Origin of the sequence: Pseudomonas inefficax, assembly GCF_032164165.1 — a bacterium.
GTDB lineage: Bacteria > Pseudomonadota > Gammaproteobacteria > Pseudomonadales > Pseudomonadaceae > Aquipseudomonas > Aquipseudomonas inefficax.
Map to the genome: position 1 here is coordinate 1,095,448 of NZ_CP134401.1, position 22,361 is coordinate 1,117,808.

Consider the following 22,361-nt stretch of genomic DNA (forward strand, 5'->3'; position numbering starts at 1 on the left):
AATATCGCGAGGAGTGACAACAATGACCAACAACATCTTCACCGGCACCATGCCCGCCCTGATGACCCCCTGCACCGCCGAGCGCAAGCCGGACTTCGACGCCTTGGTGCGCAAGGGCCGCGAGCTGATCGAGGCTGGCATGAGCGCCGTGGTGTACTGCGGTTCGATGGGTGACTGGCCACTGCTGACCGAGGCCGAGCGCCAGGAAGGCGTGGCGCGCCTGGTGGCCGCCGGTATTCCGACCATCGTCGGTACCGGCGCGGTGAACACCCGTGAGGCGGTAGCCCACGCTGCCCACGCGGCCAAGGTTGGCGCCGCCGGCCTGATGGTCATCCCCCGCGTGCTCAGCCGCGGTGCCTCGCTGATTGCCCAGAAGCACCACTTCTCGGCCATCCTGGCAGCCGCACCGAAGCTGCCGGCGGTGATCTACAACAGCCCGTACTATGGCTTCGCCACCCGCGCAGACCTGTTCTTCGAACTGCGCCGCGAGTTCCCCAACCTGATCGGTTTCAAGGAGTTCGGCGGTGGCGCCGACCTGCGCTACGCCGCCGAGCACATCACCTCCAAGGACGATGACGTGACCTTGATGGTCGGCGTCGACACCCAGGTGGTGCATGGCTTCGTCAACTGCAACGCCACCGGCGCCATCACCGGCATCGGCAACGCCCTGCCGCGTGAGGTGCTGCACCTGGTTAGTCTGAGCAAGCAGGCGGCCAAGGGTGACGCCAAGGCCCGCCGCCTGGCGCGTGAACTGGAAGCGGCGCTGGCGGTGCTGTCGTCGTTCGATGAAGGCTGCGACCTGGTGCTGTACTACAAGCACCTGATGGTGCTGAACGGCGACAGCGAATACAGCCTGCACTTCAACGAGACCGATGCACTGACCGACGCCCAGCGCAACTATGCCGAGCAGCAGTACGCGCTGTTCCGCACCTGGTACGCCAGCTGGTCGGCTGAGCAGAACCTGGCCTGATCGTCTGATTCCAGGCCGAGCCGCAGCCCCTGTGGGAGCGGGTTCACCCGCGAACACCGGCGAAGCCGGTGCCAGGCACCGAGTTGCCTGCTTCGCGGGTAAACCCGCTCCCACAAGGGCTGCGCTCTCCCTTGATATTGATTCCAAAGGAGGCTCCATGACCCTCACAGGCAACCTGCTGATCGGCCAGACGCCGGTAACCGGCAGCCGCGAAGCCATCCGTGCCATCGACCCGACCACCGGCCATGCGCTGGAGCCGGCCTACCACGGCGGCACCGGCGAACACGTTGCCCAGGCCTGCGCCCTGGCCTGGGCGGCGTTCGATGCCTACCGCGAAACTTCGCTCGAACAACGGGCACAATTTCTCGAAAGCATCGCCACGCAAATCGAAGCCCTCGGCGATGTCCTGATCGACCGCGCCGTGGCCGAAACCGGCCTGCCCAAGGCGCGCATCCAGGGCGAGCGTGGCCGCACCTGCACCCAGCTGCGCACTTTTGCCCGTGTGGTGCGGGCCGGCGAATGGCTGGATGTGCGGGTCGACAACGCGCAGCCCGAGCGCCAGCCCCTGCCGCGTGCCGACCTGCGCCAACGCCAGGTGGCCCTGGGGCCGGTGGCGGTATTCGGCGCCAGCAATTTCCCTTTGGCCTTCTCGGTGGCCGGTGGCGACACCGCCTCGGCCCTGGCCGCCGGTTGCCCGGTGGTGGTCAAGGCCCATGGCGCCCACCCAGGCACCAGCGAGCTGGTCGGCCTGGCAGTGGCAAAGGCCGTGAAGCAGTGCGGCTTGCCGGCCGGTGTGTTTTCGCTGTTGTACGGCTCCGGTCGTGAAGTCGGCATTGCGCTGGTCAGCGACCCGCGCATCAAGGCCGTTGGCTTTACCGGCTCGCGCAGCGGCGGCATTGCGCTGTGCCAGGCGGCCCAGGCCCGCCCGGAACCGATCCCGGTGTACGCCGAAATGAGCTCGATCAACCCTGTGTTCCTGTTCGACACCGCCCTGCAGACCCGCGCCGAGGCACTGGCACAAGGCTTCGTCGCCTCGCTGACCCAGGGTGCCGGCCAGTTCTGCACCAACCCCGGCCTGGTGATTGCCCGCCAAGGGCCGGCGTTGCAGCGTTTCATCGAGGCCGCCAGCGAACATGTGCGCCAGGCTGCGGCGCAGACCATGCTTACCCCGGGCATTTTCAGTGCCTACCAGGCTGGTGTCGGCGCCCTGGCCGCAAACGCCAATGCCCAGGCCGCCGCCAGTGGCCTGGTCGGGCAAGGCCCCAACCAGTGCCAGGCGCAGCTGTTCGTGACCCAGGCCGAAGCGTTCCTCGCCGACCCGGCGCTGCAGGCCGAAGTCTTTGGCGCGGCGTCGCTGGTGGTGGCCTGCGCCAACGATGAGCAAGTCCGTCAGGTGGCCGAGCATCTGGAGGGCCAACTGACCGCCACCCTGCAACTGGACGACGCTGACATCGCCAGCGCCCGCGCACTGCTGCCGACCCTCGAGCGCAAGGCTGGCCGCATCCTGGTCAATGGCTGGCCGACCGGTGTAGAAGTATGCGACGCGATGGTGCACGGCGGGCCGTTCCCGGCCACCTCCGACGCCCGCACCACCTCGGTGGGCACGGCGGCGATCCTGCGCTTCCTGCGCCCGGTGTGCTACCAGGACTTCCCCGATGCCCTGCTGCCGCAGGCGCTGCAGCACGGCAACCCGCTGCAACTGCGGCGTCTGCTCGACGGTAAACGGGAAGGCTGAGCATGGTCGAAACCGCTGAAACCGATATCGCCGTGATCGGCGCCGGCATTGTCGGCGTCGCCTGTGCCCTGCAACTGGCCCGTCAGGGTCGCCGGGTGACCCTGGTCGACCGCCAGGCACCCGGCCATGGCGCGTCCTACGGCAACGCCGGGCACCTGGCCACCGAGCAGGTATTCCCGATTGCCGACCTGTCGATTCTCAAACGCCTGCCGCGCATGCTGCTGGACCCGATGGGCCCGCTGCGCCTGGACTGGAAGTACCTGCCCAAGGCCATGCCGTGGTTCACCCGCCTGCTGCTCAACCTGCGCCCAGGCCCGTTTCAGCGCAGCGTGGCCGGCATCCGCACGTTGAACGAAGGCAGCCTGGGTGCCTGGCAGCGGCTGCTGGGTTCGATCGGGCGCAGCGAGCTGTTCCAGGAAGATGGCTCGCTGCTGGTATTCGAGCGGCCGGAGTCGCGCCAGGCCCTGGAGGCCTTGCGCGCGCGCATGCAGCAACAGGCGGTGGCGGTGGACGTCTGGTCGGCCGACACCGTGCGCGAAGCGGCCCCGCAACTGAGCCCGTCATTGCTGGGAGGGCTGTTCTTCCCGCGTACCGGGCATTTCATCGATCCGTACCGGGTGGTGTGCGAACTGTTCGAAGCGGCCAAGGCCACTGGCGTGCGTTTTGTTCAGGCGCAGGTCGACGGCGGGCGGCTGCACAGCGGCGGGATCAGCCTGGCCAGCGACCAGGGCACGCTGGAGGCCCGCCAGGTGCTGATCAGTTGTGGTGCGCATTCTGCGCGGTTGACCGGCGCGCTGACCGGCAAGCAGGTGCCACTGGACACCGAGCGCGGCTACCACCTGATGTTGCCTGGCGAGCATCAGCGTTTGCCGTTTGCAGTCACATCGCTGGAGCGCAAGTTCATCATGACGCCCATGGCCGAGGGCTTGCGCCTGGCCGGCACGGTGGAATTCGCCGGGCTGGACGCGCCGCCGAGCATGCAGCGGGCGTGGCAGTTGCACCGCTTGAGCAAGGGGTTGTTCCGGCGGGACCTGAGTGTTGAAGGAGCGACGCCGTGGATGGGCTTCCGGCCTTCGTTGCCAGATTCGTTGCCGGTGATCGACCGGGTGTGTGACGGGCGGGTGCTGTTGGCGTTCGGGCATCAGCACCTGGGGTTGACCCAGGCGGCGGTGACTGCGGAATGGGTGGGGCGGTTGGCTGAACGGGCCGGTGGCGCGGAGATGGGGGCTTACCGGTTGGACCGGTTTTAGCCAGTGCTGGCCTCTTCGCGGGTGAACCCGCTCCCACAGCTATTGCACAGGGCCTGAACCCTGCGGTGATCCTGTGGGAGCGGGTTTACCCGCGAATGGGCTGCAATGCAGCCCCTCCATACCTCAGCGATAACGCTCAAGCCAGTGCGCATAAGGCGCGGGCAAGGTCCATGAGGCTTTCTCCACCCCCAACTCTTTAGCCGCAAAGTAAGCCCAGTGCGGGTCTGCCAGGTGCGCACGCCCTACCGATACCAGGTCCAGCTGGTTGGCCTGCAGCGCCGCTTCCGCCAGTTGCGGCGTACCAAAACCCCACGCCGAAGTCACCGGCAGCTTCGCCTCACGACGCACTCGCTCGGCAATCGGCCCCATGAACGCCGGGCCCCACGGAATATTGGTGTCGGGAATGGTAAAGCCCACACTCACGCTCAGCAGGTCGAGGCCGCCAGCCTTGAAACGGCGCGCCAGCTCGATCGACTCCTCCAGGGTCTGCTCATCACGGCCATCGTATTCCAGCACACCAAACCGCGCGGTCAGTGGCAGGTTCTCTGGCCATACCTCACGCACCGCTGCCAGGGTTTCCAGCAGGAAGCGGCTGCGGTTGTCGAAGCTGCCACCGTAGGCGTCGGTACGCTTGTTGGAGTGCTCGGAGAAGAAGCTCTGGCCCAGGTAACCATGGGCAAAGTGCAGCTCGATCCACTCGAAACCGGCATCGCGCGCACGGCGGGCAGCATCGACGAAGTCCTGCTTGACCCGGGCGATGTCGTCCAGGGTCATCTCGCGCGGCACTTGTGGCAGGTGCGCGCCGAAGGCGATGGCGGACGGGGCGATGGTTTCCCAGCCGCGGGCATCGTCGGCGGCAATGTGGTCATCACCTTCCCAAGGGCGGTTGGCGCTGGCCTTGCGCCCGGCGTGGGCAATCTGGATACCCGGTACGGAACCGGCGGCCTTGATTGCCTGCACCACCGGCACGAAAGCCTGGGCGTGGGCATCGCTCCAGATACCGGCGCAACCGGGGGTGATGCGCCCTTCCGGTGCCACTGCCGTGGCCTCGACCACCAGCAGGCCGGCACCGCCACGGGCCAGGCCGGCCAGGTGCACGTGGTGCCAGTCGTTGATCATGCCGTCCTCGGCCATGTACTGGCACATCGGCGGAATGGCAATGCGGTTGCGCAGGGTGACATCCTTGAGGGTATAGGGTTCGAACAAGGCGGACATGGGCAAGCTCCCGGGCTGTTTGATTACGATAGTTCGATCATAATCGAACTATGGCAATTAATGATAGCCCCGTTATCATGACGACCATGCGAGCCTATCAACATCCCAATTCTGAAGACCTCACCCTGGAACGCCTGCTCTATGCCCTGAGCGACCCGGTGCGCCTGGGTATCGTGCGTCACCTGGCGGGCGTGGCCGAAGCCAGCTGTGGCGAGCTGGACGGCGGCCGGCCGAAGTCGAGCATGTCACACCATTTCCGCGTGTTGCGTGATGCGGGGTTGGTGCATACGCGCAATGTGGGGACGACCCATATGAACTCGTTGCGTAGCGAGATGCTGGGGGAGCGGTTTCCTGGGTTGCTGGACTGCATTCTGCGACAGAGTTGATTTTTCCTGCCCTGGCCTCTTCGCGGGTAAACCCGCTCCCACAGGGGGCGCACAGGTCTCGAAGGCAGTGATTATCCTGTGGGAGCGGGTTTACCCGCGAAGAGGCCAGCACAGGCAACATCAATCTTCGTTCTTGCCCAGGGCAAACCGGCACACCTGCCCTCCCCTGAGCATGCACTCCTCATGGCTGACCTCGCCTCCACCCAAGGCCCCTATCAGCGCCAGGTCCAGCTCGCACACCACCGGGTGCGCCTTGGCCAGGTGATGAAACACGCAATTGTGCGCAACGATCTGCGGCTGGCCCCCCGAGCGAAAGAACACCTGCGCCTCGTACCCGGCATGGTTCATGTGCTCGACGATGCGCGCCTCATCCACCACCTGGTGCTCCAGGTCCGCCGCCAGCTTGCGCCCCAGCTGGCGCATCAGCGCCAGCAACGCCTCCTGCCCCAGCAAGCCGGCCACTTGCGCAATCAGCAGGTTGGCCAGCAATGGGTACTGCCGCGGGAACAGCTCGCGGGCATGTTCGGTCAGCTCGTGCAGCTGCTCCGGGCGGCGCCCTGTGGGCCGGGTAGCGCCCCGCCTGACCAGGCCATCGCGCTCCAGCGCTGCCAGGTGCTGGCGCACGGCCGTGCGGGTGATGGCCAGGGCCTGCGCCAGGTCGTCGATGCTCATGCCGGATGGCTGACGCAACAACGCGTGGAGCAGGTCCTGTTGGGTACGGCCCAGACCTTCGAGCATCAGAATTTGTCCGGGAACTGTTTGACCAATGCCGCAGCCAGGGCATCGGACAAGGTCAGGATATGCTCGCGCATCATCGCCCAGGTGCGCGCCTCGCCCACGTAGTCAGCAGCCGCCAGCTGGTCGATCTGGGCCACGTGGTGCCCGCCGTGGGCGCTGAGCAGCGTCAGCAGGGTCGCCTCGGGCAGGTTCGGGTTGGCCTTGGCCAGGAACGCGGCGATGGCCTTGGCATTGCTGGTCAGCTCATTGACCGCGGCTTGCTGGCCCTTTTTGTCCTTGGCCACGGTGGCGTCGCTGTAGTGCTTGATGGCGCCCCAGTGGCCGGCCAGCAGTTTCAGCAACTGATCGGCGGCGGGCTGGCCGTACAGCGGGGCAATGCTGTTGGCGATCCGGGTGGCGTCGGTGACCACTTCCTTGGCGGCGACTTCAGCCTCCTTGGCATTGCCGGCCTGGTTGGCGACGGCATAGTTGCGCACCCAGAAGATGTGCTCGACCCAAAGGTCACGCAGGGCCATGCGCGTGGTCATTGCAGCAGCTTCGGCGGGTTTGGCGGCGGGGGTTTCACTGGAGTAGGAGTAGCTTTGGCTCCATGCCGGCTGGGCGCACAGGGCAAGCAGCAGTAAGGCGGCGATCTTGATGTTCATGACAGCACCCTCCTGGAGGGGATTGACTGACAAGATTAATTTAAGCATCAAAATATGTTTTTATTGACTACTGCGTGAGCTTTCAGATCAGTGGTTTGCTGTTCTGGCCTCTTCGCGGGTGAACCCGCTCCCACAAGTACACGCGCTGCCTCAGGCTTTTTGTTATCCCTGTGGGAGCGGGTTTACCCGCGAAAGGGACCGAACAGGCAACAAAAAAGCCACGAGGTCTCCCCCGTGGCTTCTGTCACAACAATGGCCCGTTACAGCGCTATGTCATTCTCAGGCTTGCTCTCGACCGGCTGGCTCGGTGCAACCGTGGTGCCGACGCTCTCGTCGATCACCGGTGGCTTCTCGAGCTGCAGCACTTCAGCGGTGTAGTTCCACTCTTTCTGGGTGGCCGCCGCCGAGTCGTTCAGCTTGGTGCCATAGCTCGGCACGATCTGCTTGATCTTGGCCTGCCACTCAGGGGTAGCGACCTTCTCCTTGAACACGGTTTCCAGCACGTTCAGCATGATCGGTGCAGCAGTCGACGCACCTGGCGATGCACCCAGCAGGCCGGCAATGGTGCGGTCTTCGGAAGCGACCACTTCGGTGCCCAGCTTCAGCACGCCACCCTTATCGGCATCACGCTTGATGATCTGCACGCGCTGGCCCGCCTGCCACAGGCGCCAGTCTTCCTTCTTGGCGTTCGGGAAGTAGGTACGCAGGGCTTCGAAGCGGTCATCGTCAGACAGCATCAGCTGGCCAGCGAGGTACTCCACCAGCGGGTACTGATCGATGCCGACCTTGGTCATCGGCCACACGTTGTGGGTGGTGGTGCTGCTCAGCAGGTCCAGGTACGAGCCGTTCTTCAGGAACTTGGTCGAGAAGGTGGCGAATGGGCCAAACAGGATCACGCGCTTGCCGTCCAGCACGCGGGTGTCCAGGTGCGGAACCGACATGGGTGGCGCGCCGGTCGAGGCGATGCCGTAGGCCTTGGCCATGTGCTGCATGGCCACGGTCGGGTTCTCGGTCACCAGGAACGAGCCGCCCACCGGGAAGCCTGCGTATTCCTTGGCTTCAGGAATGCCCGACTTCTGCAGCAGCTTCAGTGCGCCGCCGCCGGCACCGATGAACAGGAACTTGGCGTCGGTGGCCGACTCGGTACCGTCCTTCAGGTTCTTGTACTCGACGTGCCACGAGCCGTCCTTGTTGCGGGTGATGTCCTGCACTTCGCTGGACAGCTTCAGGTCGAAGTTTTCCTGGGTTTTCAGGTGGCCGACGAACTGGCGGGTGATCTCGCCGAAGTTGACGTCGGTGCCGATTGGCGTCCAGGTCACGGCCAGCTTCTGGTTCGGGTCGCGGCCTTCCATCATCAGCGGGACCCACTTGGCGATCTGCGCGTGGTCTTCGGAGTACTGCATCGGGCGGAACAGCGGGCTGGCCTGCAGCGCCTCGTAACGCTTCTTCAGGAACTTGATGTTGTCATCGCCCCACACGAAGCTCATGTGCGGAGTGGTATTGATGAACGAGTGCGGGTTCTTCAGCACGCCCTGGCGCACCTGCCACGACCAGAACTGACGGGAGATCTGGAAGGCCTCGTTGATTTCGATGGCCTTGGCGATGTTGACGTTGCCGTCCTTGTCTTCCGGGGTGTAGTTCAGCTCGGCCAGCGCGGAGTGGCCGGTACCGGCGTTGTTCCAGCCGTTGGAGCTTTCTTCGGCCACGCCATCCAGGCGCTCGACCATTTCCATCGACCAGCTTGGCTCCAGCTCGTGCAGCCACACGGCCAGGGTGGAGCTCATGATGCCGCCACCGACGAGCAGCACATCTACTTTCTTGGTTTCTGCGGCGTGCGCTTGCATGACGCTTGCAGCGACAGCCAGACCCAGCAAGGTCTTGCCAGCTTTCTTGAACATTGATCGATTCCAGTCAGGAGAACAGAGGGTGGGCCTGTGGCTGGCCCAGGTAATGCGTGTTCTGCAGCGCAGGCTTGTTGTTGATCATTGTTCAGCAGCCAGAGAACCAGAAAACGACTCGGCCTTTTGTCGAATTGACCGACAAGGCTGAATCGTTTTTCCGATTGTAGCTTAAATGCCAGCACAAACAAATTGCCGGCCTGGGAGTCAAGGTGACGGGTTGTCTCACGCCTGTATTGGCCTCTTCGCGGGTGAACCCGCTCCCACAGGTGCCATGCCGCACTCAAGTCCGGTGAGATTCCTGTGGGAGCGGGTTCACCCGCGAAAGGGCCGGCACAGGCTGAAGTGCCCCACAAACAAAAACCCCCGGCCATGTACATGACCGGGGGCCTTGGATCACGCCGCAAGCGTCGCGATCAGGGTACCGCCAAGATTACTGCTGCTGAGGCAGTTTATCGATCGGGCCGCAGCCACCGATGATCTTGGAGATGGAAACCGAAGGGTGGAACAGGTAGTCGTAGCTGCAGTTTTTCGGCTGGTTGTAAACCTGGCCAGTGCAGCCCGACAGCAGGGCAACACCCGAAACGACAGCAACGGCTACGGTAGCCTTGAACAGCTTTTTCATACTAAGTCCTTTATATGAATCATCTTCGGCCATCATTCTGATGGCGGCGGGATGATACAGAACATGAGCATTGGATCCAAGCAGCAACGTGCATTGGCTAGTTGCAGGGATGCAGTTGTAGGAGCGGCCTTGTGTCGCGATGGGCCGCAAAGCGGCCCCTGTCCTACACCTGAAGCTCAGAATAATCCCCTTCCATGTAGGCAATTTCCCAAACATACTGCCAAACCGCTCAAACTGTTGCGACGGATTGGGTCGCGCTCTAGTCTCGGCTTGTCGTTGCAAATCAACGACCGGCTTTGACAGGCCGACAACTTCTCCGTGCACGTACACCCGTTATGGCGGCAGTACGTGGGGCACCTCGTGTGCGCCGAGTCTCCGGAGTCCTCGGTCTGTCAACCCGCGTACCGCTGCCACCCTCTTGTTTGACAGCAAGTCCGTAGCAGCTCGACTGACTCTGGAGCTAACTATGCGCAAGATGGTCCCCGATCCACCCCTCTCCCTCGATTCCACCCAGGCTCTGCAAGACACCCTGGTCCAGTCCTCAGAGTACGTACTCTGCGCCCTGTTCGTGGCCCGCCAATCCGTGCAACTCAAACCCACCCACAGGGGGTAATCATTGCCCTCAAGTACTGCGCTGTACCTGTGGGAGCGGGTTCACCCGCGAAGAGGCCGGTACAGACATACAAAATCCTAGGGAGATTCACCATGCCCACCGACGACACAAAACAACCCACCACAGTCGGCAAGACCTGCTTCTACCAAGGCGAAAACAACACCCACCCACTGTTCCGCATCGAACCTGGCATCCCCTGCCAGGACGCCCGCGAACAGGCCTCCGAACTGATGGGCTACGTCCGCGACCTGATCATCACCGGCCTGATGGACGGCGACCAGAAACTGATCTGGGCATCGCACTACCTGAGCGCGATGGCCAAGGCGCTGCTGGATGATGCCGAATTGGGGATGATGAAAAAATAAGGCAACGAGATAGCCTCTGGAGACATAACCATCCAGGGGCACCATTCGACGCCATGTAGTCCATTTCCCAAACCTAAGCCAAACCCTGCTCAGGCTATTGCTGTGCTCCACTCGTCCCCTTAGCCTCATCGCGCAGCACGCGGTCGCTCACTCATCGACAATCAAAGACCCGATCGGCAGAAGTGCTACAACCTCAAGAATCGCCCGAGCAGAAAATGGCAGCTTCGGCGATATCGAATCGGTAGGCGACGGTGTCAGTGAAATGCGCGTGTCTGTCGGGCCCGGATATCGAATCTACTTCGTACGAACGGGCTCGACCCGCTACCTGATGCTGTATGGCAGCGATAAAACGGATCAACCCAGAGGCATCAAGCGAGCCAAGGAAATTCTTGATGCTGTACGAGGTAAACAACGATGAGCGACAAATTCACTTCCGAGGACATGCCAATCCTTGAGCTGGACTTGAGCAATAGCAAACGGTTCGAGGCTTCCCGGTTTCTAGACAGCCCCGAAACCATCGCAGCTTTCCTGGCAGAAGCAATGAAAGCTAACGACGCTCAAATCCTGATGCATGCGTTGGGCGAAGTGGCGAAAGCCAAGGGCGTGAACCAATTTGCACAAGAGGCGGGCTTAAATCGTGAATCGCTTTACAAGACTTTGAGGGGTGGCGATAAGACACGCTTCTCAACTATTCAGAAGCTGATGCTGGCTTTGGGAGTTGAGCTGACAGTGAGGCCACTCCAGAAGCTACCAGCTTCTTCATAGGACGCCACCCAACAGGCAAGCAGAACGCCAAATCGATTGCCGGTCCAACAACGAAAAAGCCCCCGGAAACTTTCGCTTCTAGGGGCTTCATCTTGTATGGCGGAGAGATAGGGATTTGAACCCTAGGTACTGTTGCCAGTACAACGGATTTCGAATCCGTCCCGTTCGACCACTCCGGCATCTCTCCAATGCCGCGCATCATACCAGCGTTCTTTTAAAACGCAAATCTTTTTTTCAAAAAAATCGCGTGGTATCAGGCGCTTGCGTGAACGTGGCGCTTACAGCGGCACGCCCAGGCGCTTGGCAACTTCTTCGTAGGCTTCGATCACGTCGCCCAGGCCCTGGCGGAAGCGGTCCTTGTCCATCTTCTTGCGGGTCTCTTTGTCCCACAGGCGGCAGCCGTCCGGGCTGAACTCGTCGCCCAGCACGATCTGGCCGTGGAATACGCCGAATTCCAGCTTGAAGTCGACCAGCAGCAGGCCGGCGTCATCGAACAGCTTGCTCAGCACTTCGTTGACCTTCAGCGACAGCTTCTTCATTTCCACCAGCTGTTCGGCGGTGCCCCAGCCGAACGCGACAACGTGGGATTCGTTGATGAAGGGGTCGCCCTTCTCGTCGTTCTTCAGGAACAGCTCGAAGGTGGACGGCTCCAGCTTGATGCCCTCCTCCACGCCCAGGCGCTTGACCAGGCTGCCGGCGGCGTAGTTGCGCACCACGCACTCGACCGGGATCATGTCCAGCTTCTTCACCAGGCACTCGTTGTCGCCCAGCAGCTTGTCGAACTGGGTCGGCACGCCGGCTTCTTCCAGTTTCTGCATGATGAAGGCGTTGAACTTGTTGTTCACCATGCCTTTGCGGTCGAGTTGTTCGATGCGCTTGCCGTCGAACGCCGAAGTGTCGTTACGGAACAGCAGGATCAAGCGGTCGGCGTCGTCGGTCTTGTAAACCGATTTGGCCTTGCCGCGGTAGAGTTCGTCGCGTTTTTCCATGATTGGGCTCCGCTTGCTTGAGGTGTTGGGCTAGGCGATTTCGCGCCAGTCGAGCCCGTGTTCCTGATTCGCCACCTGGAGCCAGTCCGGGTCGCACCCAAGGGTGTCGACGAAGCACTGGCGGGCCAAGTGTGGCAGGTTGTTCTTGCTGCTGAGGTGGGCCAGCACCAGGTGTTGCAGGTTGCTCCAGCCCAACTCGTGCACCAGGCGCGCGGCCTGGTGATTGTTCAAATGCCCTTGCATGCCGCCCACCCGCTGTTTCAGGAAGGCCGGGTAGTGACCGCGCGCCAGCAGGTCGCGGCAATGGTTGGCCTCGATCAGCAGTGCATCCAGGCCCTGGTAACGCTCCAGCAGCAGCGCGTCGTACGAGCCCAGGTCGGTCAGCATGCCGAAGCGCCGCTGGCCATCGCTGACCACGTACTGCAGCGGCTCGTAGGCGTCGTGCTCGACCCGCGCCGCCGTCACTTCCAGGCTGCCGATACGCAGGCTGTCGCCACAAGCGAGAAAACCGGCCACCTCCACCGGCTTGCGCATGCCGCGCAAGGTCCCCTGGCTGAGGTAGACCGGTACATTGTAGCGCCGTGACAGCAAGCCGACCCCATGCACGTGGTCGGCATGTTCGTGGGTGACCAGTACCGCACTGAGCTGGGCCGCCGACACGCCGAGCAGCGCCAGGCGCCGCTCGGTCTCGCGCAGGGAAAACCCGCAATCGACCAGGATGAACGTGTCACCACGGGCGATCAGCGTGCCGTTTCCCTGGCTGCCGCTTCCGAGTACCGCGAAGCGCACTTAGCCCAGGTGGTCCTGAATGGCGCTCAGCACGCGGCGGGCGACATCGGCCGGGGCCACGGTGTTGATGTTTTTCTCGACGGTGACCTGCACGCTCTCGCCAACCTTGCTCAGGCGAACCTGATAACGCTCGGCACGGGCTTCACGCTCTTCCTTGGTCGGCTCGCTGCCGAACATGCGGCCAAAGAAACCAGGCTGGTTCTGCTTGTCTTCAGGCTTTTCAGACAGGTTGATGTAGTACAGGCCCAGGCTGCGGTTGATGTCCTCGACACGCCACTCGCCGCCCTGCTCCAGGGCACGGCCCACGCTGGACCAGGCGCGGTCCAGGTCGGCGCCAAGGTACAGCACCGGGTTGCCGCTGCCGTCTTCGCTCAGGCTGACGCGGCTTGGCGCGTCGAAATCGCGCGCGGCCAGCAGCGAAACCGAACCGCCCTTCTCGGCACTGCGGTTCATGCTGGCAAGCATTTCGTCGACCAGCAGGGCATCGGCGCCGGTGTTGCTGGAGGTGGACGGGAAATCAGGCTCGGCAGTGCTGCCGGCCGGGCGCTCGACGCTGACCACATACACCTCGGAGGTGTTGCGCTGCACGCCAGGCTCCATGCGTACCCGCACTCGCACTTCGCTGTCAGCGCTGCTGGCAGTGCTGGCCAGGCGCTGGCCGAGCGATGCCGACAGTTCGTCGAAACGCTGCCAGGTGGTGTTGAATTCGCCAGTCTGCGGGCGCTCTTCGGCGATGCGGAAGCCGTTGTCCTCGAAGAACTGGCGAGCCACCGGCCACACTTCGGCCGGCGAATGCTGGGCCAGTACCCAACGGCTGCTGCCGCTGCGCTGCAGGCTGTAGTCGGTAACCTGGGCGCCGCTACCGGTCAACGGTTGCGGGCGCGGCACCTCGAACTCACCGGTGGCGCTGTCGTCGGCGACGTTGCGCGGAATCGGCAGCAGCGGGTCAAGGCGCTTGACGTTGCTGGCGTCCGGCGGCAGCTGCATCGGCGCAGTCGGGCGCGCCTGCAGGTAATCGCTGCCGCGGTCGCGGAAATAGCCATCCTCGCCCCACAGCCAGCCACACCCACTGGTGCTGGAGATGATCAGGGCAAGGGCAGAAAGACCAGCCAGTCGCTTCATGCGGTGTACTTCCTCTTAAACCAGTACGCCGGACTGGCGCAAGGCAGTACGGACTTTTTCGTGGCAGCCTTCGCTCAGCCAGGTCAGCGGCAGGCGAATGCCCTTTTGCATCAGACCCATTTCGACGAGCGCCCATTTCACCGGGATCGGGTTGGCTTCGCAGAACAGGTCTTTGTGCAGCGGCATGAGTTTTTCGTTGATTGCGCGGGCCTTCTCGGCATTGCCCGCAAGGGCGGCCTCGCACAGGTCGGCCATTTCGCGCGGGGCGACGTTGGCAGTGACGGAGATGTTGCCCTTGCCGCCCATGAGGATCAGTTCGACGGCAGTCGGGTCGTCGCCGGACAGGACGATGAAGTCGCTGTCGACGCCATCGAGGATCGCCTTGGCGCGTACCAGGTCGCCGGTGGCTTCCTTGATACCGATGATGTTGTTGACCTTCGACAGGCGGATCACGGTATCGGCCTGCATGTCGCAGGAGGTGCGGCCAGGTACGTTATAGAGGATCTGCGGGATGTCGACGGCTTCGGCAATGTGCTTGAAGTGCTGGTACAGGCCTTCTTGCGTCGGCTTGTTGTAGTACGGCACCACCAGCAGGCAGGCGTCGGCGCCGGCATTCTTGGCGTTCTGGGTCAGGTGCACGGCTTCGGCAGTGGAGTTGGCACCGGTGCCGGCGATGACCGGGATCGGCTTGTTGCTGCGCTTGACGCGCTCGACCACGTGCTTGATGACCAGGATGTGTTCTTCGACATCCAGCGTGGCCGACTCACCGGTGGTGCCGACAGCGACGATCGCATGAGTGCCGTTTTCCAGATGGAAGTCTACAAGTTTGTCGAGGCTGCCCCAGTCCACACGCCCTTGTGCATCCATGGGTGTGACCAATGCCACCATACTGCCCGCAATCATGTAACTGCTCCTGCCGGAAAAAGAGAGCGGTAATGGTACTGGGGGCATCGGCCTTGCACAAGCGAAGCAGGCAGGCGGAGCATTCCCCTCGGCGGCTTATTTCGCTACCCTTGATGCTTTGATCGGTGCAGCGCGGCCCGCCGGGCCGTCGACCTTGCTCCCCGCCAGCGTCCACGACCTCGCATGCGAGCCCCGGGCCCTGCCGACAGGAGGCTTTCGCCCGTCCTGTGCCGACCGCTCATCGCTTTAGGAATGCTGCATGTCCACCCCCACCGTCCGCGAACAATTCCTTGTCATCAGTGCCCTGGGCCCCAACCCCATGGAGCTGGCCAACGTCCTCAGCCGCGCTGCCTTCGAAAACCGCTGCGCGGTGGTCACCTCGCGCCTGAGCCGCCACGGCGAGACCAGCGCCCTGGTACTGCAGGTAGGCGGCAGCTGGGACGCCCTGGCGCGCCTTGAATCCACCCTGCCGGGCCTGGGCAAGAAGCACGGCCTGACCCTGGACGTGGTGCGCAGTGCCGACCAGGAAGTGCGCCCGCAGGCCCTGCCTTATGTGGCCTACGTGAGCGCCGCCTACCGCCCGGACATCATCAACGAGCTGTGCCAGTTCTTCCTCGACCACCGCGTCGAGCTGGAAGCCATGACCTGCGATACCTACCTGGCGCCGCAGACCGGCAGCAGCATGCTCAACGCCCAGTTCACCGTGATTCTGCCGGCCGGCACCCAGATCAGCTGGCTGCGTGACCAGTTCCTGGACTTTGCCGATGCCCTGAACCTCGATGCGCTGATCGAGCCATGGCGTCCACAGAACCCAATGTAAGGAAACCGACCATGGCTGTAGCACTCGACCAACCCGTTGCCGACTTCCAGGCCCAGGCCACCAGCGGGCAAACCGTCAGCCTGGCCGAGCTCAAGGGCCGGCAAGTGGTGGTGTACTTCTACCCGAAGGACAGTACCCCGGGCTGCACCACCGAGGGCCAGGGCTTCCGTGACCAGCATGACGCCTTTGCCGCGGCCAACACCGTGGTGTTCGGCGTGTCGCGCGATGGCATCAAGTCGCACGAGAACTTCAAGGCCAAGCAAGGCTTCCCGTTCGAGCTGATCAGCGACAAGGACGAAGCCCTGTGCCAACTGTTCGACGTGATCAAGCTGAAGAAGCTGTATGGCAAGGAATACATGGGCGTTGACCGCAGCACCTTCCTGATCGACAAGGACGGTGTGCTGCGCCAGGAATGGCGTGGGGTGAAGGTGCCCGGGCATGTGGATGCCGTATTGGCTGCTGCTCAGGCCCTGAACAAGGCTTGAGATTGTATGGGGGCGCTTTGCGCCCCTTTCGCGACACAAGGCCGCTCCTACAGGGAATCGCGTTCCCTTGTAGGAACGGTCTTGCGTCGCGATGGGCCGCAAAGCGGCCCCAGTTACATCAAAGCATCGGTGAAACGCTAGGCTCCTGCCGCGGCCAGGCATCCAGCACGGCCTTGATCAAGGTCGCCAGCGGGATCGCAAAGAAGATCCCCCAGAACCCCCACAACCCGCCAAACAGCAGCACCGCGCAGATGATCGCCACCGGGTGCAAGCTGACCGCCTCGGAGAACAGCAGCGGCACCAGCACGTTGCCGTCCAGCGCCTGGATGATCGCGTACACCGTCATCAGGTAGATGAACTGGTCGCCCCAGCCCCACTGGAACAGCGCTATCAAGGTCACCGGCACCGTGACCACAACCGCGCCCACGTAAGGCACCACCACCGACAGCCCGACCAGCAGCGCCAGCAGTGCCGCGTAGTTGAGCCCCAGGCTGATGAAGGCTATGTAGGTGGCAATGCCGCAGATCAGGATCTCGATGCCCTTGCCGCGAATGTAGTTGGCGATCTGCCGGTTCATCTCGCTGCCCAGCCGGTTCAGCAGGGTGCGCTGGCGTGGCAGGTAACCGCTGACCCAACGGCCAATCAGTTCGCGGTCCTTGAGAAAGAAAAACACAAGGATCGGCACCAGCACCAGGTAGATCATGGCGTTGACCAGCAGCGGCAGGCTCGATAACGAAAAGGTCAGTGCCCACTGGCCGAACTTGCCGATTTCCCCGCGCACCGACTCGATGGCATGCAGCACCTGCTCGTCCGACACCAGGTGCGGGTAGCGCTCAGGCAACAGCAACAGCAACGACTGCCATTTGCCGAGCATGCCCGGCAGTTCGTTGAACAGGGTGATCAACTGGTGCCACAGCAACGGCACCAGTACCAGCATGAACACCGCCAGCGCGCCCATGAACAGGGCGAACACCAGCAGCACCGCCAACCGGGTCGGCACCCGTACACGCTCCAGGGCGTTGACCAGCCCCTGCATCAGAAACGCCAGCACCATGCCCGCCAGCACCGGCGCAAGCATGCCACCCAGGGTGAGTACCGCAGTAAAAGCCAGGAACAACAGAACCGCCAGCACCACCGCTTCCTCATCGGAGAAGTAGCGCTGCATCCAGTCGCGAAGCACTTTGAACATTGACGATCCTTGGAAAGACTCAGGCCTTGCGCAGCCAGTAAGTGTAGGTGCCGGCCTCGGCCGTTTCCCGCAGCAGGGTATGACCTGCCAGCTGGGCGAAAGTGCGGAAGTCGCGCTGGGAACCGGCGTCGGTGGCGATTACCTTGAGCACCGCGCCGCTGGCCAGGCGGTTGAGCTCCATCTTTGCCTTCAGCAGCGGCAAAGGGCAATTCAGCCCGCTGGCGTCCAGTTCGGCGTCACAGGTCAGGGTGTCACTCATTGCGGGGCTCTCCAAAAGGCATTGCCAGGCTGTATCTGGATTTGGCCGGCTAGGATAGCGCCACTGGTCGCCAACGTGTGAGCCCGCTACAGTAGGTATCTTTGACCGACGCGAGCTTCATGCATGAATCTACTGCGCCCTACCCTGCTGACGCTGGCCTGCCTGTTGGCCCTTCCAGGCCACGCTGACGACCTGCCATCACTGGGTGATGCCAGTTCCGCGATCGTCTCGCCGCAACAGGAGCACCAGCTCGGCCGTGCCTGGCTGAGCCTGCTGCGTGGCCAGGTCAACCAGCTCAACGACCCGCAGCTCAAGGACTACGTCGAAACCAGCGTGTACCGCCTGGCCGAAACCAGCCAACTGCAGGACCGCCGCCTGGAATTCATCCTCATCGACAGCCGTGAGCTCAACGCCTTTGCCGCCCCGGGCGGCATCGTCGGGGTCAACGGCGGGCTGTTCCTCAACGCCCAGACCGAAGGCGAGTACGCCTCGGTACTGGCCCACGAACTGGCGCACTTGTCGCAGCGCCACTTCGCCCGTGGCGTCGAGGCCCAGCAGCGCATGCAGCTGCCGATGATGGCGGCGCTGCTGGCCGGTATCGTGCTGGCCGCCGGTGGCGGCGGTGATGCCGGTATCGGTGTGATCGCCGGTACCCAGGCGGCGGCGATCCAGGAACAGCGGCGTTTCTCGCGGCAGAACGAACAGGAAGCCGACCGCATCGGCATCCAGAACCTGGAAAAGGCCGGCTACGATCCGCGCAACATGCCGACCATGTTCGAACGCCTGGCCCGGCAATACCGCTACGACGCCAAGCCGCCGGAGTTCCTGTTGACTCACCCGGTGACCGAGTCGCGTATCGCCGACACCCGCAACCGTGCCGAGCAGGCCCCCAAGGGCGGCGTCGAGGACAGCATGCGCTACCAGCTGATCCGCGCCCGGGTGGTACTGACCTACGAAGGCACCCCAGGGCTGGCGGCCAAGCGCTTCCGCGCCCAGTTGGACGAAGACCCCAAGCTGGACGCAGCACGCTACGGCCTGGCACTGGCGCAGATCAAGGGCGGCCAACTGAACGAAGCACGTGAACTGCTCAAGCCGCTACTGGCCAAGGCGCCCAACGACATTACCTACAACCTGGCGCAGATCGACCTGGACATCACCAACAACCGCCTGGCCGACGCGCAGCAGCGCGCCGAACGCATGCAGGGGTTGTACCCGGGCAATTACCCGCTGAAGCAGGTGCGTGCCGACCTGCTGGTGAAGCAGAACAAGCCCGCCGAGGCGGAAAAGGTGCTGAACGAACTGGTGAAGAGCCGGCCGGATGACCCGGACGTGTGGTACGACATGGCCGAAGTGCGTGGCCTTTCGGGAAATACCATTGGCTTGCACCGGGCGCGGGCCGAGTATTTCACCCTGGTGGGCGATTTCGACCAGGCGATCCAGCAGCTGGATTACGCCAAGCGCCGATCGGGTGGCAACTTCCCGCTGGCAGCACAGATTGACCAGCGCCAGCGCGAGATCATGGAGCAGCGGCGCATGGTTCAGGAAATGATGGGGCGTTGAGGACCTCTTCGCGGGTGAACCCGCTCCCACAGGGACCGCACCGCTTGCAAAGGCGATGCAGTACCTGTGGGAGCGGGCGTGCCCGCGAAGAAAGCGACGCGGTATATCGTCAGGCGTTCCCGGACAACTTCAGGCGCGCGGCCTGGGTAAAGTCCAGCATCCGGTTCAACGGTTTGATCGCCTTGGGCACCAGCGCCGGGTCGACAAAAATCTCGTTCGTGCCGTTACGCAGGCAATCCAGCACACGCTCCAGGGTGTTCATCGCCATCCACGGGCAGTGCGCGCAGCTGCGGCATGCCGCGCCGTTACCGGCGGTGGGGGCTTCGACGAACTCCTTGTCCGGGCACAGCTGCTGCATCTTGTAGAAGATGCCGCGGTCGGTGGCGACGATGAAGGTCTTGTTCGGCAAGGTCTGGGCAGCCTTGATCAGCTGGCTGGTGGAGCCCACCGCGTCGGCCAGCTCGATCACCGCTTCCGGCGACTCGGGGTGCACCAGAATCGCCGCATCCGGGTACAGCGCCTTCATGTCGGCCAGCTGGCGCGACTTGAACTCTTCGTGAACGATGCAGGCACCGTCCCACAGCAGCATGTCGGCACCGGTCTGCTTCTGGATATAACGCCCCAGATGCTGGTCCGGGCCCCAGATGATGGTTTCGCCGTTGTCCATCAGGCTCTCGACGATTTCCAGCGCGCAGCTCGAGGTCACCACCCAGTCGGCACGGGCCTTCACGGCAGCGGAAGTGTTGGCGTAGACCACCACGGTACGCTCGGGATGCTGGTCGCAGAACGCCGAGAACTCGTCCACCGGGCAGCCCAGGTCGAGCGAGCAGGTGGCCTCCAGGGTCGGCATCAGCACGCGCTTTTCCGGGGTGAGAATTTTTGCGGTCTCGCCCATGAAACGCACACCGGCAACGATCACGGTTTCGGCCGGGTGGTTCTTGCCGAAGCGGGCCATTTCCAGCGAGTCGGACACGCAGCCGCCAGTCTCCTCGGCAAGCGCCTGGATGACCGGGTCGCAGTAATAGTGGGCGACCAGCACGGCGTTCTGGGCCTTGAGCTCGGCAGCAATGGCCGCACGGTATTCGGCCTCCTGCTCGGCTGTCAGCGGGTTTGGCTGCTTGGCGTCGAGGTGGGCCTGAACCAACAGGCGTTCGGAAATCTGGGTCATGATCGCTGGACCTGCAGGCGCGTGCGCGCGTCGAATCGAGTGTATCACCCGGCCCTGACAGATCGGCTAAGGGCGCCGGACGGCTCGCAGGCCGCCACGGCCCTCTGCGGGCGCGGATTATTATCGGAGGCCGAAGGCTACAGACAATCCGGCGATTTCTAAAGTGGTTTTTGTGTTGCCTGTGCTGGCCCTTTCGCGGGCGCGCCCGCTCCCACAGGAATTGGGCAGACCCTGTGGGAGCGGGTTTACCCGCGAAGAGGCCGGTACAGGAGAAACGATCAGCCCTGCGGCGAGAGGGCCGCCAGGTGCGCCGCGATGAGCATGGCGAACTCTTCCACGGTCATCTTCTTGCCATTGAAGTCGACCATGCCATCGGCATAGTGCAGGCTGCTCACCACATCATTGCCCTGCACGGTGGCCATGCCGCTCTGCAGCGCCATCATGCCGACCATTTCCCCGGCCTGGCTCGATTGCATGGCAATGGCCTGGGCGTCGGTCTGGCCATCCAGCAGTGCCTGCAAGGTTGCCAGGTCACCGATCATCGGCTTGGACAACGACAGCTTGCTCTTCACCTCGGTGATCAATTGTTTGCTCAACTGGTCTGGCGGCAGGTCGAAGCTGGCCGGGGCGGCGAAGCCCATCGACAGGTCAAAGCGGCTTTCGCCATTGGCGGTCCTGAACGACAGGTTTTCCACCGCCACCCGGGGCTTGGCAGCCAGCAGTTTCTGCAGCTCGCCCTGGAACCTGGCCTTCTCCTCGTCGTTCATCTGGATTTCCGGCACCGGCTGGCCAGCGGCAGCGGCGGCCTCGAATTCCGGCAGGTGCGCCTGGTACCAGGTCGACAGCGCCTGTAGCGCCGGCGCGTTGACCGAAGTGATGCTCACCGCCATCTGCGCCTTGCCCACGGCACGGCCATCCCAGGTGATATCCCCGACCTTGTACTCCACGCGACCACCCACGGTATCCGGGCCGTCAAGGGTTTGCAGGGCGTTCTGCTCCAATGCCTTGATTACCAGCACCTGTTGTTTGGGCCCAAGGGTGACCTTGGTTTCGGCCAGCGCCAGGTCGACGTTACCCACATAGATGGCCTCGTGCGCGGTGGCCGCCAACTGGCCGCCGACTTTCAGGCCGTTGAGCTCGAAGGTGGCAGGCGGCTGGTCATCGCGTACCAGTTTCATCACGAACCGGTCGGCCTGGCCCTGGAAGTTCGAGGCCTTGCCTTCCTGGTCACCGCTGACCTGCAGTTGCATGCCCGAGAAGTCGAGGCTGTTGCCATCCGCTTCGTCGAGCTTGACCGGTGCCAGCCGTACCTGGCTGACCACATTGCCGTCGTAACCCAGGCTGGTCTGAGCGCTGACCGGGGCTTGCTCGCCCGCTGCGGCGAACCACGGTGCGGTGGTGTCGTCCTTCTGCAGCGTGCTGTTGCTGACTGCCAGCACCGGCATCAGCTTCAATGCCTTTACCCGTGACCAGGGAAACGGGCCGTGCTCGATCTGGTCGGTCACGCCCACGTCGAAATTCACCACTTCGCCTTCGCCCAGGTTGATATCGCGGGCCTTGAGCCGGTACTGGGCGGTACTGCTGAAGAAATGCTGCTCCAGCGACACCCGTTCGATGCTCATGCTGCCACCGGTGCTCACCAGGGCCTTCTTGAGTTCCGCGTTGCTGCGGACCAGGGCGTTGTCCAGCTCTGCTGGCAGCTGCTTGCCGGTGTACCAGGCGCCAGCGGTGGTTGCGACGGCGATGGCGATAGCCAGGCCGGAAAGGATGCCAACTGATTTCTTCATGAATAGAACCGATTGCTGTCCATAAGGGCTTCGTAGGCGGCCAAGGGCCACACGGGACGCCAAGAGTACCACCGCAGCCCAGCCCT

23 protein-coding genes and 1 tRNA gene are annotated in these 22,361 nt (G+C 63.2%); 10 read left to right on the plus strand and 14 right to left on the minus strand.

Features of this window, described 5'->3' with window-relative positions; translation table 11 throughout:
- Positions 1-22: 22 nt before the first annotated feature.
- From RIN61_RS04845 to RIN61_RS04855, 3 genes are all read left to right on the plus strand, one after another.
- Entirely contained in the window at positions 23-970 is a 948-nt protein-coding gene (locus RIN61_RS04845) for a dihydrodipicolinate synthase family protein (protein ID WP_252379328.1), read from the plus strand.
- 157 nt (positions 971-1,127) lie between these two features.
- The gene (locus tag RIN61_RS04850; protein WP_313856024.1) at positions 1,128-2,705 is read left to right on the plus strand and encodes an aldehyde dehydrogenase (NADP(+)); all 1,578 of its coding nucleotides are present in this window, start codon (positions 1,128-1,130) and stop codon (positions 2,703-2,705) included.
- Between the two features lie 2 nt (positions 2,706-2,707).
- Entirely contained in the window at positions 2,708-3,955 is a 1,248-nt protein-coding gene (locus RIN61_RS04855; RefSeq protein WP_112254214.1) for an NAD(P)/FAD-dependent oxidoreductase, read from the plus strand.
- Positions 3,956-4,078: 123 nt separating this feature from the next.
- Here RIN61_RS04855 and xenA read toward each other — a convergent pair whose 3' ends face one another.
- A complete protein-coding gene (gene xenA / locus RIN61_RS04860; RefSeq protein ID WP_015271369.1) occupies positions 4,079-5,170 on the minus strand; it encodes a xenobiotic reductase XenA in 1,092 nt (363 codons plus the stop codon).
- A gap of 50 nt (positions 5,171-5,220) precedes the next feature.
- On the opposite strand from xenA, the gene RIN61_RS04865 reads away from it, so the two are divergent.
- Positions 5,221-5,556 carry an ArsR/SmtB family transcription factor gene (locus RIN61_RS04865; RefSeq protein WP_085590625.1) on the plus strand — a complete coding sequence of 112 codons (336 nt, stop codon included), beginning with the start codon at positions 5,221-5,223 and terminating at the stop codon, positions 5,554-5,556.
- Between the two features lie 120 nt (positions 5,557-5,676).
- On the opposite strand, the gene RIN61_RS04870 is transcribed toward RIN61_RS04865, so the two are convergent.
- The 4 genes from RIN61_RS04870 to RIN61_RS04885 all read right to left on the minus strand — a co-directional run bounded on the left by RIN61_RS04870 (position 5,677) and on the right by RIN61_RS04885 (position 9,461).
- Positions 5,677-6,294, minus strand: a complete 618-nt coding sequence (locus RIN61_RS04870) for a helix-turn-helix transcriptional regulator (protein ID WP_313856027.1) — start codon at positions 6,292-6,294, stop codon at positions 5,677-5,679.
- Positions 6,294-6,938: a hypothetical protein gene (locus RIN61_RS04875; RefSeq protein WP_112254216.1), complete on the minus strand. Its 645-nt coding sequence runs from the start codon at positions 6,936-6,938 to the stop codon at positions 6,294-6,296. Before RIN61_RS04875 ends, RIN61_RS04870 begins: the two co-directional genes overlap by 1 nt.
- Positions 6,939-7,198: 260 nt before the next feature.
- Positions 7,199-8,836, minus strand: a complete 1,638-nt coding sequence (gene mqo / locus RIN61_RS04880) for a malate dehydrogenase (quinone) (protein WP_313856030.1) — start codon at positions 8,834-8,836, stop codon at positions 7,199-7,201.
- A 433-nt stretch (positions 8,837-9,269) separates the two neighbouring features.
- Positions 9,270-9,461: a YhfL family protein gene (locus RIN61_RS04885; protein WP_046616491.1), complete on the minus strand. Its 192-nt coding sequence runs from the start codon at positions 9,459-9,461 to the stop codon at positions 9,270-9,272.
- A gap of 705 nt (positions 9,462-10,166) precedes the next feature.
- On the opposite strand from RIN61_RS04885, the gene RIN61_RS04890 reads away from it, so the two are divergent.
- From RIN61_RS04890 to RIN61_RS04900, 3 genes are all read left to right on the plus strand, one after another.
- Positions 10,167-10,439, plus strand: a complete 273-nt coding sequence (locus RIN61_RS04890; protein WP_025340252.1) for a DUF3077 domain-containing protein — start codon at positions 10,167-10,169, stop codon at positions 10,437-10,439.
- Positions 10,440-10,599: 160 nt separating this feature from the next.
- Complete coding sequence (locus RIN61_RS04895) at positions 10,600-10,857, plus strand: type II toxin-antitoxin system RelE/ParE family toxin (protein ID WP_370290641.1); 258 nt, start codon at positions 10,600-10,602, stop codon at positions 10,855-10,857.
- Entirely contained in the window at positions 10,854-11,204 is a 351-nt protein-coding gene (locus tag RIN61_RS04900; protein ID WP_112254218.1) for an addiction module antidote protein, read from the plus strand. Before RIN61_RS04895 ends, RIN61_RS04900 begins: the two co-directional genes overlap by 4 nt.
- 97 nt (positions 11,205-11,301) lie before the next feature.
- Here RIN61_RS04900 and RIN61_RS04905 read toward each other — a convergent pair.
- From RIN61_RS04905 to dapA, 5 genes are all read right to left on the minus strand, one after another.
- Positions 11,302-11,391: transfer RNA gene (locus RIN61_RS04905), tRNA-Ser, on the minus strand.
- A 91-nt stretch (positions 11,392-11,482) separates the two neighbouring features.
- Complete coding sequence (gene purC / locus RIN61_RS04910) at positions 11,483-12,193, minus strand: phosphoribosylaminoimidazolesuccinocarboxamide synthase (protein WP_011535129.1); 711 nt, start codon at positions 12,191-12,193, stop codon at positions 11,483-11,485.
- Positions 12,194-12,223: 30 nt separating this feature from the next.
- Positions 12,224-12,982, minus strand: a complete 759-nt coding sequence (locus RIN61_RS04915) for an MBL fold metallo-hydrolase (protein ID WP_112254219.1) — start codon at positions 12,980-12,982, stop codon at positions 12,224-12,226.
- Positions 12,983-14,104: an NlpB/DapX family lipoprotein gene (gene bamC / locus RIN61_RS04920; RefSeq protein ID WP_112254220.1), complete on the minus strand. Its 1,122-nt coding sequence runs from the start codon at positions 14,102-14,104 to the stop codon at positions 12,983-12,985.
- 15 nt (positions 14,105-14,119) lie between these two features.
- Positions 14,120-15,007, minus strand: coding sequence for a 4-hydroxy-tetrahydrodipicolinate synthase (gene dapA / locus RIN61_RS04925; RefSeq protein ID WP_207876952.1), 888 nt, complete (start codon positions 15,005-15,007; stop codon positions 14,120-14,122).
- A 259-nt stretch (positions 15,008-15,266) separates the two neighbouring features.
- Here dapA and RIN61_RS04930 point away from each other — a divergent pair, with 259 nt between their 5' ends.
- Positions 15,267-15,827, plus strand: coding sequence for a glycine cleavage system transcriptional repressor (locus tag RIN61_RS04930; protein WP_003254741.1), 561 nt, complete (start codon positions 15,267-15,269; stop codon positions 15,825-15,827).
- An 11-nt stretch (positions 15,828-15,838) separates the two neighbouring features.
- Positions 15,839-16,312, plus strand: coding sequence for a peroxiredoxin (locus RIN61_RS04935; protein ID WP_013973794.1), 474 nt, complete (start codon positions 15,839-15,841; stop codon positions 16,310-16,312).
- Positions 16,313-16,430: 118 nt separating this feature from the next.
- On the opposite strand, the gene RIN61_RS04940 is transcribed toward RIN61_RS04935, so the two are convergent.
- Both RIN61_RS04940 and RIN61_RS04945 read right to left on the minus strand, forming a co-directional pair.
- On the minus strand, positions 16,431-17,501 hold the full coding sequence (locus RIN61_RS04940; protein ID WP_112254222.1) for an AI-2E family transporter: 1,071 nt from the start codon (positions 17,499-17,501) through the stop codon (positions 16,431-16,433).
- Positions 17,502-17,520: 19 nt separating this feature from the next.
- The gene (locus RIN61_RS04945; protein ID WP_008097503.1) at positions 17,521-17,760 is read right to left on the minus strand and encodes a sulfurtransferase TusA family protein; all 240 of its coding nucleotides are present in this window, start codon (positions 17,758-17,760) and stop codon (positions 17,521-17,523) included.
- Between the two features lie 123 nt (positions 17,761-17,883).
- On the opposite strand from RIN61_RS04945, the gene RIN61_RS04950 reads away from it, so the two are divergent.
- Entirely contained in the window at positions 17,884-19,320 is a 1,437-nt protein-coding gene (locus RIN61_RS04950) for a M48 family metalloprotease (RefSeq protein WP_313856039.1), read from the plus strand.
- A 109-nt stretch (positions 19,321-19,429) separates the two neighbouring features.
- On the opposite strand, the gene nadA is transcribed toward RIN61_RS04950, so the two are convergent.
- Complete coding sequence (nadA, locus tag RIN61_RS04955; RefSeq protein ID WP_112254224.1) at positions 19,430-20,488, minus strand: quinolinate synthase NadA; 1,059 nt, start codon at positions 20,486-20,488, stop codon at positions 19,430-19,432.
- Between the two features lie 278 nt (positions 20,489-20,766).
- A complete protein-coding gene (locus RIN61_RS04960) occupies positions 20,767-22,275 on the minus strand; it encodes a YdgA family protein (protein ID WP_112254225.1) in 1,509 nt (502 codons plus the stop codon).
- Positions 22,276-22,361: the final 86 nt, after the last annotated feature.

Bases quoted from the DNA above. Each gene is read 5' to 3' on its own strand.
- RIN61_RS04845 (WP_252379328.1), top strand. From the start codon at position 23: ATGACCAACAACATCTTCACCGGCACCATGCCCGCCCTGATGACCCCC.
- RIN61_RS04850 (WP_313856024.1), top strand. From the start codon at position 1,128: ATGACCCTCACAGGCAACCTGCTGATCGGCCAGACGCCGGTAACCGGC.
- RIN61_RS04855 (WP_112254214.1), top strand. From the start codon at position 2,708: ATGGTCGAAACCGCTGAAACCGATATCGCCGTGATCGGCGCCGGCATT.
- xenA (WP_015271369.1), bottom strand. From the start codon at position 5,170: ATGTCCGCCTTGTTCGAACCCTATACCCTCAAGGATGTCACCCTGCGC.
- RIN61_RS04865 (WP_085590625.1), top strand. From the start codon at position 5,221: ATGGCAATTAATGATAGCCCCGTTATCATGACGACCATGCGAGCCTAT.
- RIN61_RS04870 (WP_313856027.1), bottom strand. From the start codon at position 6,294: ATGCTCGAAGGTCTGGGCCGTACCCAACAGGACCTGCTCCACGCGTTG.
- RIN61_RS04875 (WP_112254216.1), bottom strand. From the start codon at position 6,938: ATGAACATCAAGATCGCCGCCTTACTGCTGCTTGCCCTGTGCGCCCAG.
- mqo (WP_313856030.1), bottom strand. From the start codon at position 8,836: ATGTTCAAGAAAGCTGGCAAGACCTTGCTGGGTCTGGCTGTCGCTGCA.
- RIN61_RS04885 (WP_046616491.1), bottom strand. From the start codon at position 9,461: ATGAAAAAGCTGTTCAAGGCTACCGTAGCCGTTGCTGTCGTTTCGGGT.
- RIN61_RS04890 (WP_025340252.1), top strand. From the start codon at position 10,167: ATGCCCACCGACGACACAAAACAACCCACCACAGTCGGCAAGACCTGC.
- RIN61_RS04900 (WP_112254218.1), top strand. From the start codon at position 10,854: ATGAGCGACAAATTCACTTCCGAGGACATGCCAATCCTTGAGCTGGAC.
- purC (WP_011535129.1), bottom strand. From the start codon at position 12,193: ATGGAAAAACGCGACGAACTCTACCGCGGCAAGGCCAAATCGGTTTAC.
- bamC (WP_112254220.1), bottom strand. From the start codon at position 14,104: ATGAAGCGACTGGCTGGTCTTTCTGCCCTTGCCCTGATCATCTCCAGC.
- dapA (WP_207876952.1), bottom strand. From the start codon at position 15,007: ATGATTGCGGGCAGTATGGTGGCATTGGTCACACCCATGGATGCACAA.
- RIN61_RS04930 (WP_003254741.1), top strand. From the start codon at position 15,267: ATGTCCACCCCCACCGTCCGCGAACAATTCCTTGTCATCAGTGCCCTG.
- RIN61_RS04935 (WP_013973794.1), top strand. From the start codon at position 15,839: ATGGCTGTAGCACTCGACCAACCCGTTGCCGACTTCCAGGCCCAGGCC.
- RIN61_RS04940 (WP_112254222.1), bottom strand. From the start codon at position 17,501: ATGTTCAAAGTGCTTCGCGACTGGATGCAGCGCTACTTCTCCGATGAG.
- RIN61_RS04945 (WP_008097503.1), bottom strand. From the start codon at position 17,760: ATGAGTGACACCCTGACCTGTGACGCCGAACTGGACGCCAGCGGGCTG.
- RIN61_RS04950 (WP_313856039.1), top strand. From the start codon at position 17,884: ATGAATCTACTGCGCCCTACCCTGCTGACGCTGGCCTGCCTGTTGGCC.
- nadA (WP_112254224.1), bottom strand. From the start codon at position 20,488: ATGACCCAGATTTCCGAACGCCTGTTGGTTCAGGCCCACCTCGACGCC.
- RIN61_RS04960 (WP_112254225.1), bottom strand. From the start codon at position 22,275: ATGAAGAAATCAGTTGGCATCCTTTCCGGCCTGGCTATCGCCATCGCC.